Origin of the sequence: Nocardia salmonicida NBRC 13393 (assembly GCF_001613085.1) — a bacterium.
GTDB lineage: Bacteria > Actinomycetota > Actinomycetes > Mycobacteriales > Mycobacteriaceae > Nocardia > Nocardia salmonicida.
Genome location: NZ_BDBR01000037.1, coordinates 16,015 through 31,930, shown reverse-complemented (window position 1 = coordinate 31,930; position 15,916 = coordinate 16,015). Strand labels below are relative to the sequence as shown.

16 protein-coding genes are annotated in these 15,916 nt (G+C 67.0%); 5 read left to right on the top strand and 11 right to left on the bottom strand.

The window, feature by feature from the left end; translation table 11 throughout:
- Positions 1-20 precede the first annotated feature (20 nt).
- Entirely contained in the window at positions 21-1,310 is a 1,290-nt protein-coding gene (locus tag NS1_RS29150; protein ID WP_255284739.1) for an oxygenase MpaB family protein, read from the top strand.
- Between the two features lie 17 nt (positions 1,311-1,327).
- Positions 1,328-2,392, top strand: a complete 1,065-nt coding sequence (locus tag NS1_RS29145) for a lipocalin-like domain-containing protein (RefSeq protein ID WP_084504603.1) — start codon at positions 1,328-1,330, stop codon at positions 2,390-2,392.
- Between the two features lie 50 nt (positions 2,393-2,442).
- Here NS1_RS29145 and NS1_RS29140 read toward each other — a convergent pair whose 3' ends face one another.
- The 9 genes from NS1_RS29140 to NS1_RS29100 all read right to left on the bottom strand — a co-directional run bounded on the left by NS1_RS29140 (position 2,443) and on the right by NS1_RS29100 (position 9,495).
- Positions 2,443-3,069, bottom strand: a complete 627-nt coding sequence (locus tag NS1_RS29140; protein ID WP_062989727.1) for a TetR/AcrR family transcriptional regulator — start codon at positions 3,067-3,069, stop codon at positions 2,443-2,445.
- Between the two features lie 145 nt (positions 3,070-3,214).
- Positions 3,215-3,490 (bottom strand): GlsB/YeaQ/YmgE family stress response membrane protein, encoded by a 276-nt coding sequence (locus tag NS1_RS29135; protein ID WP_056809579.1) that lies wholly within the window; start codon positions 3,488-3,490, stop codon positions 3,215-3,217.
- Between the two features lie 119 nt (positions 3,491-3,609).
- Positions 3,610-4,074 carry an SRPBCC family protein gene (locus NS1_RS29130; protein ID WP_062989574.1) on the bottom strand — a complete coding sequence of 155 codons (465 nt, stop codon included), beginning with the start codon at positions 4,072-4,074 and terminating at the stop codon, positions 3,610-3,612.
- Positions 4,075-4,110: 36 nt separating this feature from the next.
- A complete protein-coding gene (locus tag NS1_RS29125) occupies positions 4,111-5,316 on the bottom strand; it encodes a cation:proton antiporter (RefSeq protein WP_157125445.1) in 1,206 nt (401 codons plus the stop codon).
- Between the two features lie 170 nt (positions 5,317-5,486).
- The gene (locus tag NS1_RS29120) at positions 5,487-6,404 is read right to left on the bottom strand and encodes an LLM class F420-dependent oxidoreductase (RefSeq protein ID WP_062989723.1); all 918 of its coding nucleotides are present in this window, start codon (positions 6,402-6,404) and stop codon (positions 5,487-5,489) included.
- 69 nt (positions 6,405-6,473) lie between these two features.
- A complete protein-coding gene (locus NS1_RS41920; RefSeq protein ID WP_255284745.1) occupies positions 6,474-6,902 on the bottom strand; it encodes a cupin domain-containing protein in 429 nt (142 codons plus the stop codon).
- A 438-nt stretch (positions 6,903-7,340) separates the two neighbouring features.
- A complete protein-coding gene (locus NS1_RS29110) occupies positions 7,341-7,577 on the bottom strand; it encodes a hypothetical protein (protein WP_062989570.1) in 237 nt (78 codons plus the stop codon).
- A gap of 542 nt (positions 7,578-8,119) precedes the next feature.
- Positions 8,120-8,911 carry an alpha/beta fold hydrolase gene (locus NS1_RS29105; RefSeq protein WP_062989568.1) on the bottom strand — a complete coding sequence of 264 codons (792 nt, stop codon included), beginning with the start codon at positions 8,909-8,911 and terminating at the stop codon, positions 8,120-8,122.
- A 65-nt stretch (positions 8,912-8,976) separates the two neighbouring features.
- Complete coding sequence (locus tag NS1_RS29100) at positions 8,977-9,495, bottom strand: MarR family winged helix-turn-helix transcriptional regulator (RefSeq protein ID WP_062989566.1); 519 nt, start codon at positions 9,493-9,495, stop codon at positions 8,977-8,979.
- A gap of 74 nt (positions 9,496-9,569) precedes the next feature.
- On the opposite strand from NS1_RS29100, the gene NS1_RS29095 reads away from it, so the two are divergent.
- Both NS1_RS29095 and NS1_RS29090 read left to right on the top strand, forming a co-directional pair.
- Entirely contained in the window at positions 9,570-11,009 is a 1,440-nt protein-coding gene (locus NS1_RS29095; RefSeq protein WP_255284738.1) for an FUSC family protein, read from the top strand.
- Positions 11,010-11,383: 374 nt separating this feature from the next.
- Positions 11,384-12,637 (top strand): PucR family transcriptional regulator, encoded by a 1,254-nt coding sequence (locus tag NS1_RS29090; RefSeq protein ID WP_062989719.1) that lies wholly within the window; start codon positions 11,384-11,386, stop codon positions 12,635-12,637.
- A 12-nt stretch (positions 12,638-12,649) separates the two neighbouring features.
- On the opposite strand, the gene NS1_RS29085 is transcribed toward NS1_RS29090, so the two are convergent.
- Positions 12,650-13,450 carry an adenylate/guanylate cyclase domain-containing protein gene (locus NS1_RS29085; protein WP_062989564.1) on the bottom strand — a complete coding sequence of 267 codons (801 nt, stop codon included), beginning with the start codon at positions 13,448-13,450 and terminating at the stop codon, positions 12,650-12,652.
- Positions 13,451-13,919: 469 nt separating this feature from the next.
- On the opposite strand from NS1_RS29085, the gene NS1_RS29080 reads away from it, so the two are divergent.
- The gene (locus tag NS1_RS29080) at positions 13,920-15,191 is read left to right on the top strand and encodes a PucR family transcriptional regulator (protein ID WP_062989562.1); all 1,272 of its coding nucleotides are present in this window, start codon (positions 13,920-13,922) and stop codon (positions 15,189-15,191) included.
- Here NS1_RS29080 and NS1_RS29075 read toward each other — a convergent pair whose 3' ends face one another.
- Positions 15,192-15,767 carry a DUF6968 family protein gene (locus NS1_RS29075; RefSeq protein ID WP_157125444.1) on the bottom strand — a complete coding sequence of 192 codons (576 nt, stop codon included), beginning with the start codon at positions 15,765-15,767 and terminating at the stop codon, positions 15,192-15,194. It abuts the gene before it with no gap.
- Positions 15,768-15,916 lie beyond the last annotated feature (149 nt).

Below are 15,916 nucleotides of genomic sequence, written 5' to 3'. Positions count from 1 at the left end.
GTCAGATCAGGAGGCCGACAGTGGTCGATGCCGTCGAACGTCAGGTCGAGCACACCCGCTCCGGGCCGCCGGTGAAGTGCCCCAACGCCTTTCGCTATTGGGAAGCGCGCGACACCCCGCTGGTGCGTGGGCTCGAGCGCGTCTTCACGACCGTCACCAGGCAGCGGCTGTTTCCCAGCGACGAGCAGGCGAGCGCTCTGTGCGAGGATCTGTTCACCGGTGACCCGGTAGCCGAACGGTTCGTCGCCGAGGTGATGCACGGTGCGATCGGGTCGAAAGCCGGGCGCGCGATGCTGGAGACGGCGCTGGCCGAGGGCATCGATGCGGTGCCGGACGCGCCGGAATCCATGCGCGCGTTGTTCGCCGAGTTCGAGACGGTGCCCGACTGGGTGGTGCCCGAACTGGTGGAGCAGGGCGCGGCGATCTGGCGGCGCTGGGGCACCATGCTTTTCAGCTTCGCCGGTGCCGAGACGCTCGAGATGTACACCGAGGCCGCGGTCGCGACGCCACTGTCGCTCGCGGGTGGCTACGCGGGCGACAGCGCCCTGCGCCGGTTCCTGGAGACCACCCGCTTCTGGATCGACGTCTCCGCCCCTGACGCGCTGCTCACCCCGGGTTCGGCGGGTCGGGCCACTGCGCTGAAGGTGCGGGTCATGCATGTCTCGGTGCGCGCGAAGGTCGCGGGCCACCCCGAATGGGACCTCGAACGCTGGGGGCTGCCGATCAGCCAGACCTATCAGATGCTCACCCTGCTCGCGGGCAGCGTGACGCCCGGCCTCGGCCTGTGGGCGCTGGGCTATCAGACGACGCCGTCGGAAATCCGTGCGCTGCTGCACTTCCAGAAGTACATGGGCCACCTGCTCGGCGTGCGGGTGCGCTGGTATCCGGAGACGGTCCTCGACGGACTGCGGGTACTGGCGATGACCATCGTTTCGCGGTCCTACGACGCCGGACAGCACGGGACGGAACTGATCGAGTCCTATCCGGCGGCCTTCGCGCCCCGTGACGGCCACCGTGGTCTGACCCGGTGGCGCGAGAAGTACAACTACCGGATCAATTCCGTGTACTCCGCGATGTACATGGCCCCCGGCACCCGCCGTCACTACACCATGCCACCCGCGTTCCCGTGGATCCTCATCCCGATCCTGCGCTTTCCGCTGATCACCGCGATGGAGATCGTGCGCCGGATCTGCCCGCCGTTCGCGCGGGCGCACGAAAAGCTGATGCTCGCCCATCGCGAGAACTGGTATCGAGCCCAGATGCAGGGCCGCACAGCGGCGTTCGACGCCAGCGGCGCCCTGCGCCGATGAACCCACCGAAAGCAGCCATGACTACCGCAGACATCGTCGAAGTGTGGAACGGGCCGGGACGTCGCGACGGCGAACTGACACCGGTCGAGCCGCGCCACAACGGGTTACATCCCTCGCCGAGCAAGCTCGCCTTCGAACACTGGTATTTCGACGCGCACCTCGACACCGGCCACGTGGTGATCGGCTTCCTGACCAAACGTCGACCCGAGGACCTGCCGTTGGCCCGTCCGTGGGTGGAGATGATGGTCTACGCCCCCGACGGCACCCGCCGCCAGGTGTCGCGGCGCTATCCGCACTCAGCGACCTCGTTCTCGCCCGACGCCTGCGATGTGCGTGTCGGCGCCAACACCGCGCGCACCGAGTTCCGCGACGACGGCCTGCCGGTCCATCACCTGCGGATGGCCGAGGACGGTCTCGTCTTCGACCTGCGGTTCCACAACGAGGTCCCCAGCTGGATGCCCGGCAAGGGTGAAACCCGTTTCGGCAGTAAGGATTCGTTCGGCTGGATGGTCGCCGCGCCGCGTGCCGCGGTCACCGGCTCGATCGAAATCGACGGCGTGCGACACGAGGTCACCGGACGTGGGTATCACGACCACAACTGGGGCGTCGGCGACATGAAGAAGATCATCGAGCGCTGGCACTGGGGCAGGCTGTACGTCGAGGACTACTCGCTGCTGTTCGCCTCGGTCCTCACCCAGCAGCGCCGAGGCGGACACGAGATCAGCCCACTGATGCTCGCCCACCACGCCGACATCGTGCTGTCCACCGGCGAGACCGTCATCACCGAGGGGCCCGCGCGCTTCGACGCCACGGCGGGGCGGAACTACCCCGAATGGGTCGCACTGCAGGTGCCGGGAAAACTCGAACTGCGCCTGGACGTCGAGCGGGTCATCCACGCCCACGACCTGCTCGACGATCTTCCGATCGTGCGTTCGCGCCTGGTCAAACCCCTGGTACACCGACTGGTCGGGCACCCGGGCTATTTCCGATTCGAGTCGAGCTTCGACCTGACCGTGCACACCGAGAGCGGACCGCAGCGACGTAGCGGCACCACGCTGCACGAACTGGTCGCGCTGACATGAGTTCCGTGCCGTGCTCACCCGGCGCGGAACTCATTGCGGCGCACTGCGGATCAGCGGGGCGACTCGGTGCTGGTGATGAATCGGAAGAACTCGCGGCGCTGATCCTCGGTCGGCACGGGTAGGTTCTGGTTGCCGTGCACGAAGCCGATCCCGGCGAAGCACATCAGCCCGGCGCGCATCTCCGCCTGTTCCGCCGAGAATCCCAGGTCGACCAGGGTCTTCGACAGTGTGTGGAAGATCCGCTGATCCAGCGCCTTCACCGCCTCGGCCACCTTGGCGTTGGTGCGCGCCCAGTCGCGGACCGCGAGTTCCACCTGCCAGACCCGCTCTCCGGTGAGCAAGGCGCCCATCCGGGCCAAGCGTTCCTGCGTCGGCAGTTCGTCGAGGTCGGTGAACCCGCGGGCCGCGTCGTTCTGATCGGCGCACCAGAACTGCGCGGTGGTCTCGAGCAATTGGTCGATACCGTCGAAATGCCAATAGAAGCTACCTTTGGTGACGCCGAGCTCATCGCAGACCTTGGCGATGGTGATGGCGGCGACGCCGTCGCGCAGCAGCACCCCCAGTGCCGCGTCGGTCCAGTCCTCGACGCCGAGCCTGCGCGCCGCCCCCCGCGCGGCCGCCGCTTTGCGTTTGGACACCGGCGCCGTCGGCCGGGTGTTGCCTGGCTCGTCGGTCATGGTCGTCTCCTCGCCGCTGGCACCATACTTCACCGTACAGTGCAACCTACCAAAAGGTATGGTCGATCCTGCCTACATCCGCATAGCGGGAGACAGAAACGGCCCGAAGCCTTGGGCTTCGGGCCGTGTACTGGGGTTGTGTCAGTTATCGCGATACACCGCGACGACCGGTGACCAAACCGACGAGGAACAACAGGATGACCGCGCCGGCGATGCAGGTGAAGAAGCTGAACCACAGTCCGCCGCCGTTGACGTCGACGCCGAACAGTTTGAGCAGGAACCCGCCGAGCAGTCCGCCGACGACACCGACGACGATGTTGAGTAGGATCCCCTGCTGGGCATCGGTTTTCATGATCTTGCTGGCGATCCATCCGGCGAGTCCGCCGATGATGATCCATCCGAGAATTCCGAGACCGAGCATGGTCTACTCCCATCATCTGTACGTGCCGGCGAGCACCCGGTGCGGGCCCTCGCTCTCCCCGGCGGCATACCCCGGCTTCGTGCGGTCAATCAGGCCGGCGTGAAATGGTGTGTGCCGTGCTATTTCTGGATGGTGCGGGCGAGGATGCCGAGGGTGGCTCGCAGCGCCGCCTCGGGGATGATCGGGAAGATGGCCGCCTCGCGGTAGCGGGGCGCGATCTTGCTCCAGTCGTAGTACGAGGTAACGAGTGTGCCGTTGTCGTCGGCCTCGAGGCGATAGCCGTACAGGTGCTCGATCGGCGGCTTGATGGTGCCCGAGATCGTCCATTCGAGGTGGGTGTCCTGCTCGAATTCGGTGATGATCACCGTCACGTCGTATTTGCCCATCGGCAGGTCGTTGAGCGACTCACGGTCCATGTGCACGACGAACTCGTCGCCGGCGCCGGTGACAGGCTTTCCCTCCGCCGATTGCAGCATGCCCGAACTGTCGATCGCTACGTGCCCTTCGGGGGAGCACAGCAGCGTGAAGATTTCCGCGGGTGACGCGGTGATATGCCGCTGGACCTCGAACCGTTCTACCGTCATGTCCTCCACCCTCGCACACGGGGGTTCCCGAGGTGTTCACGTCACCGGCGACGATCTCCTCAAAAGGTGCGCGGCCAGGGTGGATCCGACTCCGTGCAGGACGATGCTGCCGAGAACCGTCATGACCATGACGGTCAACACCGGTTCGCCGTACTGCTCGGGCAGCAAGTTGAACGCGAGCAGCCCGAAGATGATCGAGGGGGTACCGCGCGGACCGATCCATCCCAGGAGTAGGACTTCTCGTCGGGGAACCTTCGATCCCAGGAGGGAAATCGCGACGGGCACCATGCGCGCCACCGTGAGTACGGCGACGCAGAACACGATCAATCGCCAGTCGACCTCGCCGGCGAGCGCGACGACGGCGGCGGCGCCGAAGGCGAACCACATCTGGGTGGTGAGCAGGAATCCGACGTCGTCGATCAGTTGATGGCCTTCGGCGAAATTCTCGGACTGACGGCGGAGGTGATGGAACAGGACTCCGCATAGGAACGGGGCGACGAATTCGTTGCCTCCCAGTTCGTGCACCACCGCGAACGTCAGCAGCGGGGCCGCGACGACGACCATCCGCTCGGACTGCGTGGTCATCAGTCCACGCCGTTCGGCCGCGTTGACGGTGGTTCCGAGGACGAAACCGATCGCGACGCCGACCATGATCGCCACGGCGACGGCCCATGCCGCCGAACCAAGGGCCCCGAGCACGGTTTCCGACGGCGCGGTGCCCACGGCGAGGGCCACGCCGAAGAACAGCACCGGCGCCAGGATCCCGTCTTTGTAGCCTGCTTCGATATTGAGCACATCGCGTACCCGCTCGGGCACCCGCTTGTCGCGCAGGATCGACGTGGCGGGCGAGAAATCGGTGGGCATGACCACGCAGGCGATCACCAGAAGCAGTGCCCATCCGGCGGTGGGGAACAGCCAGGAACCGAGCAGCATGGCCGCGGCGATGCTCAGCGGTAGCGCCACCACCATCATCCGGACAACGACACCGGGATGGCCGCCGAGCAGTCGGCCGCGCGCTTCGGAGGAGTCGATGAACAGCAAGACCGCGAGGATGATCTCGGCGACCTCCAGCGCGGCATGCGCGTCGAGGATTTCGGCAACGTGGTCGTACGACGCGAAACCGACGATGATCCCGGCGGCGACGACCACCATCGGCGCGGTGATGCGGTGCCGCTCGAACCACCCGGCCAGCATCGCCCACACCACGATCGCCGACGACACCGCGAGAATCACTCCGGTCACCAGGACAGCCTGCCAGAACAAAGGGCTTCCACAAGGGGCGACACCCGTCGTCGCCGGCGACTGTCGAGTTACCCCGATCACTTGCCTTCGCGGCCGGATCCCCACGATCACAGCCGCAGGATTCCTGTTTCCTGTTCTTCGTCCTGCACACCGGCTGACAGCCGGACTGTTCAGAGCTGCGATTGCACCTCGGCGGCGATGAGTTCGAGGTGGTCGAGGTCGGCGAGATCGAGGATCTGCAGATAGATCCGGCTCGCGCCGATCTCGCGGTAGCGGGCGATCTTGTCGACGACCTCGGCGGGCGAACCGGCCAGACCGTTCTCCTTCAACTCGTCGACCTCGCGGCCGATCGCGGCGGCCCGGCGCGCCACCTCGGCGTCGGTGCGCCCGACACAGGCGACCAGGGCATTGGAGTACACCAGTTCGTCGGTACGCCCGGCCGTGCGCACCGCGGCGCGCACCCGGTCGAACTGGGCGGCGCTGTCGGTGATCGAGGCGAACGGCATGTTGAACTCGGTGGCATAGCGGGCAGCCAGGCGCGGGGTGCGGACCTTGCCGTTGCCGCCGATGATCACGGGTACCGGATCCTGCACCGGCTTGGGCAGGGCGGGGGAATCGGTGAGCTGGTAGTGGACGCCGTCGAAGCTGAACGTCGCCCCCGGCTTGGTCTCCCACAGACCGGTGACGATGGCCAGCTGCTCCTCGAGCAGACCGAACCGGTTGTCCGGGAACGGAATGCCGTAGGCCGCGTGTTCGGCGGCGAACCAGCCGCTGCCGAGACCGAGTTCGACCCGTCCGCCCGACATCTGATCCACCTGGGCGATCTGGATGGCCAGCGGTCCCGGCAGTCGGAAGGTCGCGGCGGTGACCAGGGTGCCCAGCCGGATCCGCGAGGTGTCCCTGGCCAGCCCGGCCAGGGTGATCCACGCATCGGTCGGGCCGGGCAGGCCGGAGGCGTCGCCCATCGCGAGGTAGTGATCGGAACGGAAGAACGCGTCGAAGGCGAGCTCCTCGGCCGCGCGCGCCACCGACAGCAACGTGTCGTAGTCGGCGCCCTGCTGAGGCTCGGTGAAGATGCGGAGGTCCATGATCACCATCGTGCCCGATGCGTGCGGGGTCCGCCCGGGCACCGGGACGGGCCCGAAGATCCGCGCATCTCAGCTACGGAAATCGTCGAAGTCGAACCCGGGCGCGACCACGCAACTGACCAGTACTTCCGCGTCCGCGCAGGGTCGTGCGGCCTGCCAGTGGCCCGCGGGCACGAGCTGCTGGACGCGGTGCCGCTGTTCGATGTCCGGGCCGAGGATCACCCGCTCGGGTGTGCCCGGTGTGTCACCGTCGCCGCCGAGGGACAGCTCCAGCGGCCCGCCCCGGTGCCACAGCCAGAGCTCGTCGGAGCGCACCGCGTGCCAGATCGACTGTTCGTCCGGGGGCAGCAGGAACAGGATGCCGGTCGCGGCGACGCGCGGGCCCGGATAGCCCGCGGGCACGAAGGTGTGTGTGCTGCGCCAGGTTTCGCGGAACCAGCCACCTTCGGGATGCGGAAGCAGGTCCAGCGTCGCGGCGGTCGCGGGCCGGTACAGCAACTCCGTATGGCGACCCGCCGGACCGCGGCGAGCCCAGCGGATGTCACCGACGGCGGACCGGGGAACGGTGTCGCTGGTGGGGGAGACCCCGCGCGGGGTGAGCACGACAATGGGTGTGGTTGTCGGCACCAGGTCGGCGACCGCGAGCGCGGCCTCGTCGTCACCCGCCCAGCGGGTCTGCTCGTTGTCGACGTGCAGTCGGTCGCCCGCGCTCAGCCAGGCATCGAGCGTGGTGACGATTGCCGGGCCGGAATCGGTGGGCTTGCTGCCGGTGGAGGTCATAGGTGAGTCCCGTCGGATTACGTCAGGTGGACATGTCGGTCCTACCATCGGTCACGGCGACGAGCCGACGCGGTCCGGGACCTGCACGTCGCTTACGGTACGACGTGAGCCGCTGCTGTGGGCGCTCACACGAGATGCCCACAGCAGCAACATCACTCAGGCGTCGACGGAAACGGTGGCCGACCGCAGATCGGGAAGGCCGAGGTTGTCTCGCAGGGTCGTTCCGGTGTATTCCGTGCGAAGCGCCCCGGTCTTGGAGCAGTGGGATGTGTTCACGATCGGGCAGCGCTCGAACTGGTCGATCACCGTCTCGCGCAAGGTGTCGACGTAATCGGTGCCGAGATCGCGCAGACTGTGCATCGTGGCCCTGCTCGCGCTGACCGCTCGGGGCATCCTGGGAGTTCTGATCGTCGGCGGCTGGGCTGCGACACAGGTGCGATCCCTGTCCGCCCCCAGCCTCTCGACGTCCGTGCGACGTGCCAGCCAGGTAGTCGCCGGCGCCGCGGTGATCTTGGCGTTGTTAGGGCACCGCAGCCGGGCTGTGGCGTCGCGAGACCATAGTTGTCCTCGATACCACCGAACGCCTCTACGCACCTCCCGAATTCCTAAGGGAGACAAGGCTTCCATTCGTCGAGGGGCAGAGGTTCCATTATCGGTACGAGTGTTTCCGAACGCTGGAGACGCGCGGATCGCGTCGTCCTCGTGCCGGTCAAATGGTCACCAGAGAACGGCTACAGCCTCATTGTCGGATTCGACGACTCTTCGCGAATCACCTCCACCCGATACCAAGGACTCGCAAACGCCGACTACGCAAATTACGACAGATGGAAGTGTCCAGAGATCGGGCAATGACCTGGACATCGGCGTGTGCACGACTCTCACCCCAACTCACACCGCACACCGAGTCGCTGAATAGTCGGGCAGCCGCGACCACCTCATTTCACTGTATCGACACCACGACCGGTGATCGCGCCGGTGGTCTCCAGGATCGTCGTGGCGACCAGGTGTGGGTCATCGACCATCGGGACGTGACCGACGCCTGGCAGGCTCCGGTAGTGCGCGCCCGGTAGGCGTTGCCGGGCGACGGGCCCGTAGATCGCGGCAGGCAGAATCCGATCGTGTTCGGACCAGGCGAGCGTGATCGGGCAGGGGAGTGGGTCGAGCGGCGCGATTTGCTCGTCGGTGCTCAACAGGTCCGCGGTCACTGTGCACTCGAGCAGATCGCGAGCGATGTCGAGGGCGGCTGCGGGGGTGGCACGGTCGCCCCGAATTGCGATGTCGCGCAGTACTATCCGTCGGACCAGGGATGAACGCAGCCCCAGGGGCGCCAGGGGTCGTGCCAGCTTCGCGAGGGTCAGTCCGTTCGCGATCTTGGCGGTCGAATCGGAATGAGTCGTACTGCCCGAGTCCCAGAACCCGGCGGGGGACAAGGCGCAGACGGTGACAGCACGGCCGCGGCGCGCCAGTTCGATGGCCATCCAGCCGCCCAGGGAGTTGCCGGCGATGTGGACTTGGTCGAGGCCCCTGGCATCCAGGTCGCGTTCGACGTTGTCCACCAGATGGGCGCATCGCGCCGGGCGCAGCACCGCGGGCGCCCCGCCGCGATGGCCGAGCGCGGTGGGGCTGATGATCTCGTGATGTGGGGCCAGTAGCGGAACCACCTCGGTCCAGGCGCGTTCGGACATCGTGACGCCGTGCAGGAGTAGTAGTGGGGTGTTGCTGGGCATGGTCGTCCTTCGGATCGGTGAAGAGGCAGCGCTCGCGGTCAGCCGACGACCGCTGGGGTGAGGTCTCAGTATTCGGCGGTGGGCCAGGAGGCCGCGTCGGTGTTGCGTGACACCTGACGCAGCAGTGCCACGAGGGTCTGTTGCTCCTGCTCGTCGAGGCCCTCCAGCAGTCGACGGTCCCGTTCGACGCGGCTGGGCAGTTCGGCATCGACGAGTTCGCGTCCGGCCGCGGTCAGCTGGAGCAGCACCACCCGGCCGTCCCGCTCGAACGGTAGACGTTCGAGCAGTCCGATTTTCGCCAGCCGGTCAGCGTGCTTGGTAGTCGCGGCGCCGCTGGTCATGGTCCGCGAGGTCACTTCACTGGCGCGTAGTGGGCGCTCGGCGCGGGCGAGGACGCACAGAATCTCGAAGTCGCCGCGGGTGACGCCCCTCGGTGCGAGCGCCCGATCGAGCTGGTGCAGCGCCAGCGAGCTGATCCGGTTGATGCGCCCGAGCACCTCGATCGTCGAGGTGTCCATCTCGGGGTAGGTCCGGGCCCATTCGGCTCGGACGCCGTCGACGAAGTCGGGGGAGGTGTCGCCCATGCGCTCATCCTAGGCGACCGGGTTCACATTATTTTAGATATGTTTTACAAGTAAAATACATTTAGGATGGAGCCGTGCCTACCGCGACCCCCGACCTGCAGACCTCGACCGCGGCCACGTCTACCCGGCTGCGGCACTCCGGTGGCGCGCTGGCGCACTCGGTCGCCGTCTCCACGTGGCGGCGGGCACTCGAGGTGCGGGCTGCCGACGCGACCGTGGCGGTCTCGATGCGCGTCGGCGCCGCCGCCGCGCTGGTGTTCGTCGGCTGTGGTCTCCTCGATCTGCGCCAGTACGCCGGCTTCGCGGTACTCGGCGCGCTGGCGTCGGCCTTCGCTCGGCACGAGCCGATGGTTCGGGTCGTGGCCAAGGTGAGTCTCGTCGGCGGGCTGCTTGTCGCTTTCGTCGCGGGCGGAGGGTTGCTCGCGCTCGCGCACGTGCCGATCTGGGCTGAGGTCGCGCTGATGTCGGTCGGTGCCGCCGTCGCGGCGATATCGGTGTCGGCCTTCCGGATCACCGGCCCCGGCCCGGTGATTCTCGTGTTCGCGGCCACCGCGGCCGTGGGTTATGTGACCGCGATCGGCGATCTCGCCCGGGTGTGCCTGGCCGCGGCGATCGGTGCCGCGGTGGGACTGCTCGCGCAAGCGGCGCCGCTGCTGGTGCTGCCGCTCGGCCCGGCGCGACTGGCCGTGGCGCGGGCGCTCTCGGCCGCGGCCGCACTCGATCGCGACGGGTCTGTCGAACCCGCCCGCTTCGCGATCGCCCAGGCTCGGGAGAAGTTGGCGCTCAGCGGCGTTCGCGGAAATGACTCGGAGCACCACCGTGATCTGATCGCGCTGCTCGACGAGGTGGAAACCGCGGTCGACGAGTGGGCGGCGGGGGACCCGGCACGGCTGTTCGAGGTGGCTCGTCACGAGGCCGAACTGCGCAAGATCAAGCGTCGCAGCGCGATCTTCGGCAACGGCGCGACGGTCGAGGTGTCCGCGCTGCCGCGGCCGGAGGGCTTCGTGGCAACGGGTCTGTCCGGACTACGCTCGCGCATGGTTCTCGGCAACGCGGCGCGCATCGCCTTCGCCTCGGCCGGCGCGGGGTGGTTCGCCGCGGCGGCCGGTCTCGACCATCCGCTGTGGGCATCGATGGGTGCGATGGCCGCCATGCAGGGCGTCTCGTACGCGCTGACCGTGCAACGGGCGATCCAGCGTCTGCTCGGCAACGTCGGAGGCGCGATCATCGGGGCGCTGCTGATCGCGGCCGGTCTCGGGTACTGGCAGACGGTGGTCATGATCGTGGTTCTGCAGGTGACCGCCGAACTGATGGCCACCCGGAACTACGCACTCACCTCGCTCTCGGTGACACCGATGGCGTTGCTCATGGTCGGCCTCGGGGCACACCTCTCGCCCGAGATCGGCGTCAGCCGGATCGTGGACACACTGATCGGCGTCACGGCGGGTGTCGTCGTCGCGGCCGTGACCATCAGTCGCACGGATCGGCAGCACCTGCCGACATCTTTTACGTAAGCCTCGAGTGCGTGATTCATTCCACGACCGGGCGGAGGATTACCACGATGACCGTTTCAGCGAGTACCCAGGACCGAGCGAATCTCTTCGACGAACTCGACCACGCGAAGGACCAGGTACATACCAAGCCCCACAGGGGTGCGGTCCGCGCATGCCGCCGGGATGTGGGCACCGGTTGCCCACTGTCGTGGACCCGACCCGCGCGCGTTTTCCGCCGAAACTGGAACGGATCTTTGCTGAGCATGGGGCCGAGGGCGTCGTCGGACACCTCGAATGCGGCAGCCAGGCCGTCGGCGACGTAGCGGCGTCGGGTGGCTCGTCGGTGCCGCAATTCGGCTCACAGGAATTCAGACCGTGGGTTGCATAATGGCGTGGTGCATTCTGGTGATGGTCTGTTCGATCGACGCCTGTCCGACCGCGCGCGGGAAGTGATCCGCCAAGGTGCCGAGATCGCACTGAACGCGCCGGAGGAGTGGGTCGACGAGCTCTATGACGCCACGCTGCTCAAGACCAGCCTTCGCGCCATCGCCGGGGATCCGTTGCTGGCCGAGGCGGTCCGGCGCGTCAACCGTGCAAACCTGCTGCACTGGGCATCGGCCAACGTGGCCGATCCGGGGATGCCGGTGCCGATCAACCTCGGCGCCGACCAGATCGCCATCGTGCGCGACCTGGTCCGCCGTGGGTTGAACGAGGCCGCTCTACAGGCCTATCGCGTCGGTCAAGACGTCGCCTGGCGACGGTGGATGTCCATCATCTTCATCCTGACGACCGACCCGTTCGAGCTACAGGAGGTCTTCGAGGTTTCCGCCGCGTCGATCGCCGGCTTCGTCGACGGCACCATCGAGGCGATCACCGAGGTCATCGGCGATGAGCGGGACGAGCTGGCCCGCGGCTCGTATGCCGAACGGCGGGAGACGATCTCGCTCATTCTCGAAGGCGAACCGATCAATGTCGAGCGTGCTTCGATCAGGCTCGGATACCGGCTCGATACGACCCATACCGCCGCCATCGCCTGGAGTGGCATTCCCGGCGCCGAACTGGAGGAACCGCATCGGGTGACCAGGGCGCTCGCGCAGGCCGCCGGTGCGGCGACGGCACTGAGTTTGCTCGCGAGCGCGGCCACCCTGTGGGTGTGGGTGCCGGGCCCCACTCCTCCCGATATCGCGATCCTGACCGATGCGATGGACCATATCCCCGGCGTGCGTATCGCCATCGGCTCGACCGGTCGAAACGTCGCGGGTTTCCGGACGAGTCACCTCGACGCCCAGGCCGCGCACCGAATCCTCGCCCGCCCACACAGCACGCGCCGTCTGGTCACCTTCGGCGAAGTGCAACTGACCTCGCTGATCACCGAAAACGGCGCTCAGGCGGACCGTTTCATCAAGTACACCCTCGGCGAGCTGGAACATGCCGACAGCGAACTACGCGAATCGGTACTCGTCTACATCAACGAGCAATGCAACGCCACCCGCGCCGCGGCCCGCCTGTTCACCCACCGGAACACGATTCTGCGCAGGCTCGCCCGCGCGGACGAGTTACTGCCTCGTCCCTTGGCGGACAACAGCGTGCACGTCGCGGTCGCGCTGGATGCGCTGTACTGGCGGCAGAGCACGCCACAGCCGATGTGAACCCGGTACGGATTACTGCGCCGCGCCTACCGGGGTGAGGCGGTGAGTGCCGCGCAGGCCCTTGAGGGTGGCGTCCCGAGGGGGCCCTATCGTGAGATCTGTCGTGCTGCCGATGGCTTCAAGTACCGGCTCGCTGACGAGGACTTCGCCGCCCTCGGCCTGTGCGGTGACGCGCGCGGCCATGGCGACGTTGCGGCCGAACAGATCGTCACCTCGGCGGACCGAGGAACCCATGTGGATGCCGATCCGGACTCTGAAATCGGTGTGGCCGCGCGATGATTCGGCGTCCTTGGTCAGCGCCGCCTGGATGGCGAGTCCGCAGGAGACTGCCCGCTCCGGCGCGGCGAAGGCGATCATGTACCCGTCGCCTTGGTTCTTGACCACATGGCCGGCCTGGTCCTGCACGCAGCGCTCGACGAGACGGTGGTGGCGATCGAGCAGCTTGACCCAGGCGCGGTCGCCGAGTTGTTCGTTGAGTGCGGTCGACTGCTCGATGTCGGAGAACATGATCACCACGTTGCCGTCCGGTGTCAGCCGTGCCAGGTCGGGGCGCTCGACCCGTGCCCAGCCGGCGAGGTCTTCGATGGAGGTCAGCACGGCGGCCCGAAAGCCTTTGGCGCGCACCAGGTCCGCGGCCTGCCAGGCCGTCCGTACCGCCTCGCGGCCGCCTACCATCAATCGCTGCGTGGTCGTCGACCGACGCGGGGATCTGCGCTTTCGCCGACTGCGGGCAAGCAGGATCGACAGGGTTATCAAGCCGGCGGCTTCACCGGCGGCGACGAGTGCGAGCACGGTGATCACGACTGTAGTCATCGGGCGAACCTCGGCGGAGTAGCGTAGCTGGTCGAACCCTGTAGCGGCTGCGCGCCCGAGCTGGTCACGGCCAAATAGTACACACGCGTTCACTCGAATTCGAAACGGTGTGCGCGACGATTGCCAGCGGTGCGGAGCATGAGGTGGGCGCCTGCGTGGCGTGGCCGGTCGGACTCCTTCTTTCCGTCGAACCCAAGGCTTGTGCAGCTGCTTTGCCCTCAGCGCGTGAACCCGGGTGCCGGTGGATCCCGCGACTACGAGGCGTGGCGGAGGTCGCGTCCGACGCGACGCGAACTGCGGCCATCGGGTCGGTTCGATACCATCTCGGTGTACAGGTGGTGTCCGTGATCGACGACCGGTGATGCATAGTGCACAACGCGGATTCGATTCGGGTGCGAATCGCCATTGGAACGCGGGGTGTCGAGACCGCACGATGGAGCGCAAACACCGGAAAGTAGGAAATGTGCCCATGCCCGACAGCGTCCTGTCGGCCCGGATCGTGACGGTGGGAGGTCGGCCCGCGGTCGACTGTCTTCCCCCCGTGTCAACGATTTCGGGCAAGATCATGAGCCGATTCGTCGTCGACAGCGCACTACCCGCGAGAGTGCCCTTGGCGGCCCTGCGTCGCGATGTCACAGCGATGGTGAAGGCATGTCTGGAGCTGACCGCGCGGCTGTTGAACGGCGCGGATGCTTCGAAACCGTTGGACGATGTGCGTTTCGGCGTCATGGAATGGGCGCAAGAAGGTGTCCCCATCGATGCGATGCTCGAGGCAGTGCACACCGGCACTCAGATGGTGTTCGACCATCTCGTCGCACAAGCCGGGTCCGCCGGGGATCACGTGGCCGTGGCCGACGTGGCGCACGCGTTCGCCGGGCTCTCCAGCCGATTGGCTACCGCGATTTCACAGGCGTACTCGGGGGAGACACGAGCGGCCGTGGACGACGACGTCGACGCTCTGGCCGCGGCCGTGATGGCCGGGAACGCGACACCGGCCATGGCCCGTGCCTGCGGGGTGCGGCTGGCCGAGAACTACGTCGTCTTCGCCGTGGCGTTCGTGCCACACCAGGAAGAGGCGGAGCCGCACCTGGATCGCCAGATCATCTCCCAGCGAACAGTTCGCCGAGTCAGAGCCGAGGTGTCGCGCCATGGCGGTGACCACGCGTTGATGCAGATGGGAGCCGGCACCGCGACCGTGCTGATTCCGCAGGACCAGTTCGACCCCGCAGCGGCAGAACAGTTCGTCGAGCACCTCGTCACGGCGGCGCGGACGCGGGTACGTGCCACCTTCGTGTCGGTGGGAATCGGTGGCATTCGCGAAGCGGTCGAGCGCGTGCACGCGGTACTCGACATCATGCGTCGACTGCGCCGAGACGGGCTCGAGCACTTCGAGGGTCTGTCGCTGGAGTATCAGCTGTCCAGGCCGGGCGCGGCGGGGCGGCACCTTGCCGCGACGTTGGACCCACTCGACAAGTATCCGGTGCTGCTGGAGACGTTGAAGGCTTACCTCACGACCGGCTCCACGCGCCTGCGCACGGCGCATGTACTGCACGTACACCCCAACACCGTCGACTATCGGCTGAACAAGATCGCCGAGATCACCGGGTTGGACCCGCTGCACTCCGATGGGATCTGGCGCCTGCGTTCTGCCCTCGTGGCTCGCATGATCGGTGTCGGCGAGCCGGAGCCGGTCGAGCGCGGCGACCCCGATCAGGCCGCGCCCGCCGCGCAGGCTTGCTGATCACCCGCGGGTCGGTGCGCTCGGCATAGGCCAGTCCTGCGGTATTCCCAGGATGGCGCCCACATCGCGGATCGCCGCCATCACCGCGTGGATCCCGTCGAATCCCTGCGCGAAGGCTTCGGTGCGCTCATCGATACGGAACGGGCACAGGTAGGTCTGGGGGCGATCGGGATCTTGGCGGGGCCGTCCGATCGTGATCACCACCGGTCCGGCAGCCGTGTTGACGGCCCGTGCCCCCAGCTGCGAACCGAACTCTCTGGCCTTCGCCGCAGATCCTGCGGACTCGCCGATACGTAGGAGAGGAGCCTCAGGTTCTCTCGACGGGTCCGCGTCGGTCGGTCGGACTGCCGAGCCGACTCGGGCTGCCGCGTTCGGAATATCGATCAGTGCGGCGTAGATGGCGGCCAACCTGTCCGGGCCGTGGGCTCTGCGCGCTCGGGCACCTTCGACGTGGTAGGTGCACTGCCAGCGTTGCGTCGTGTGGTCCTGGTGGGGATCGGCGATCTCTACGCGCAGCTCCCGTTCGCCGGTTTTGAGGACACTGGCTATCGCTACCTCGTCGAGTGCACTGGTCACAAGATCCTCCTGATGGTCGTCGCTGTTGCGGTCGCGTGCGATGCCCACCGGAACGGGTTGGTCAACGCTCACAACGCCGACGGAGTTCGCTGTGCCCTGGTACATGGATGGGTGCGAGTCCTCAACCGGCCTCTTCGGACAGTTATCTA

What these genes read in the sequence shown, in the direction of transcription:
- NS1_RS29145 (WP_084504603.1), top strand. Translation starts at nt 1,328, where the DNA reads ATGACTACCGCAGACATCGTCGAAGTGTGGAACGGGCCGGGACGTCGC.
- NS1_RS29140 (WP_062989727.1), bottom strand. Translation starts at nt 3,069, where the DNA reads ATGACCGACGAGCCAGGCAACACCCGGCCGACGGCGCCGGTGTCCAAA.
- NS1_RS29135 (WP_056809579.1), bottom strand. Translation starts at nt 3,490, where the DNA reads ATGCTCGGTCTCGGAATTCTCGGATGGATCATCATCGGCGGACTCGCC.
- NS1_RS29130 (WP_062989574.1), bottom strand. Translation starts at nt 4,074, where the DNA reads ATGACGGTAGAACGGTTCGAGGTCCAGCGGCATATCACCGCGTCACCC.
- NS1_RS29120 (WP_062989723.1), bottom strand. Translation starts at nt 6,404, where the DNA reads ATGGACCTCCGCATCTTCACCGAGCCTCAGCAGGGCGCCGACTACGAC.
- NS1_RS29110 (WP_062989570.1), bottom strand. Translation starts at nt 7,577, where the DNA reads ATGCCCCGAGCGGTCAGCGCGAGCAGGGCCACGATGCACAGTCTGCGC.
- NS1_RS29105 (WP_062989568.1), bottom strand. Translation starts at nt 8,911, where the DNA reads ATGCCCAGCAACACCCCACTACTACTCCTGCACGGCGTCACGATGTCC.
- NS1_RS29100 (WP_062989566.1), bottom strand. Translation starts at nt 9,495, where the DNA reads ATGGGCGACACCTCCCCCGACTTCGTCGACGGCGTCCGAGCCGAATGG.
- NS1_RS29085 (WP_062989564.1), bottom strand. Translation starts at nt 13,450, where the DNA reads ATGACTACAGTCGTGATCACCGTGCTCGCACTCGTCGCCGCCGGTGAA.
- NS1_RS29080 (WP_062989562.1), top strand. Translation starts at nt 13,920, where the DNA reads ATGCCCGACAGCGTCCTGTCGGCCCGGATCGTGACGGTGGGAGGTCGG.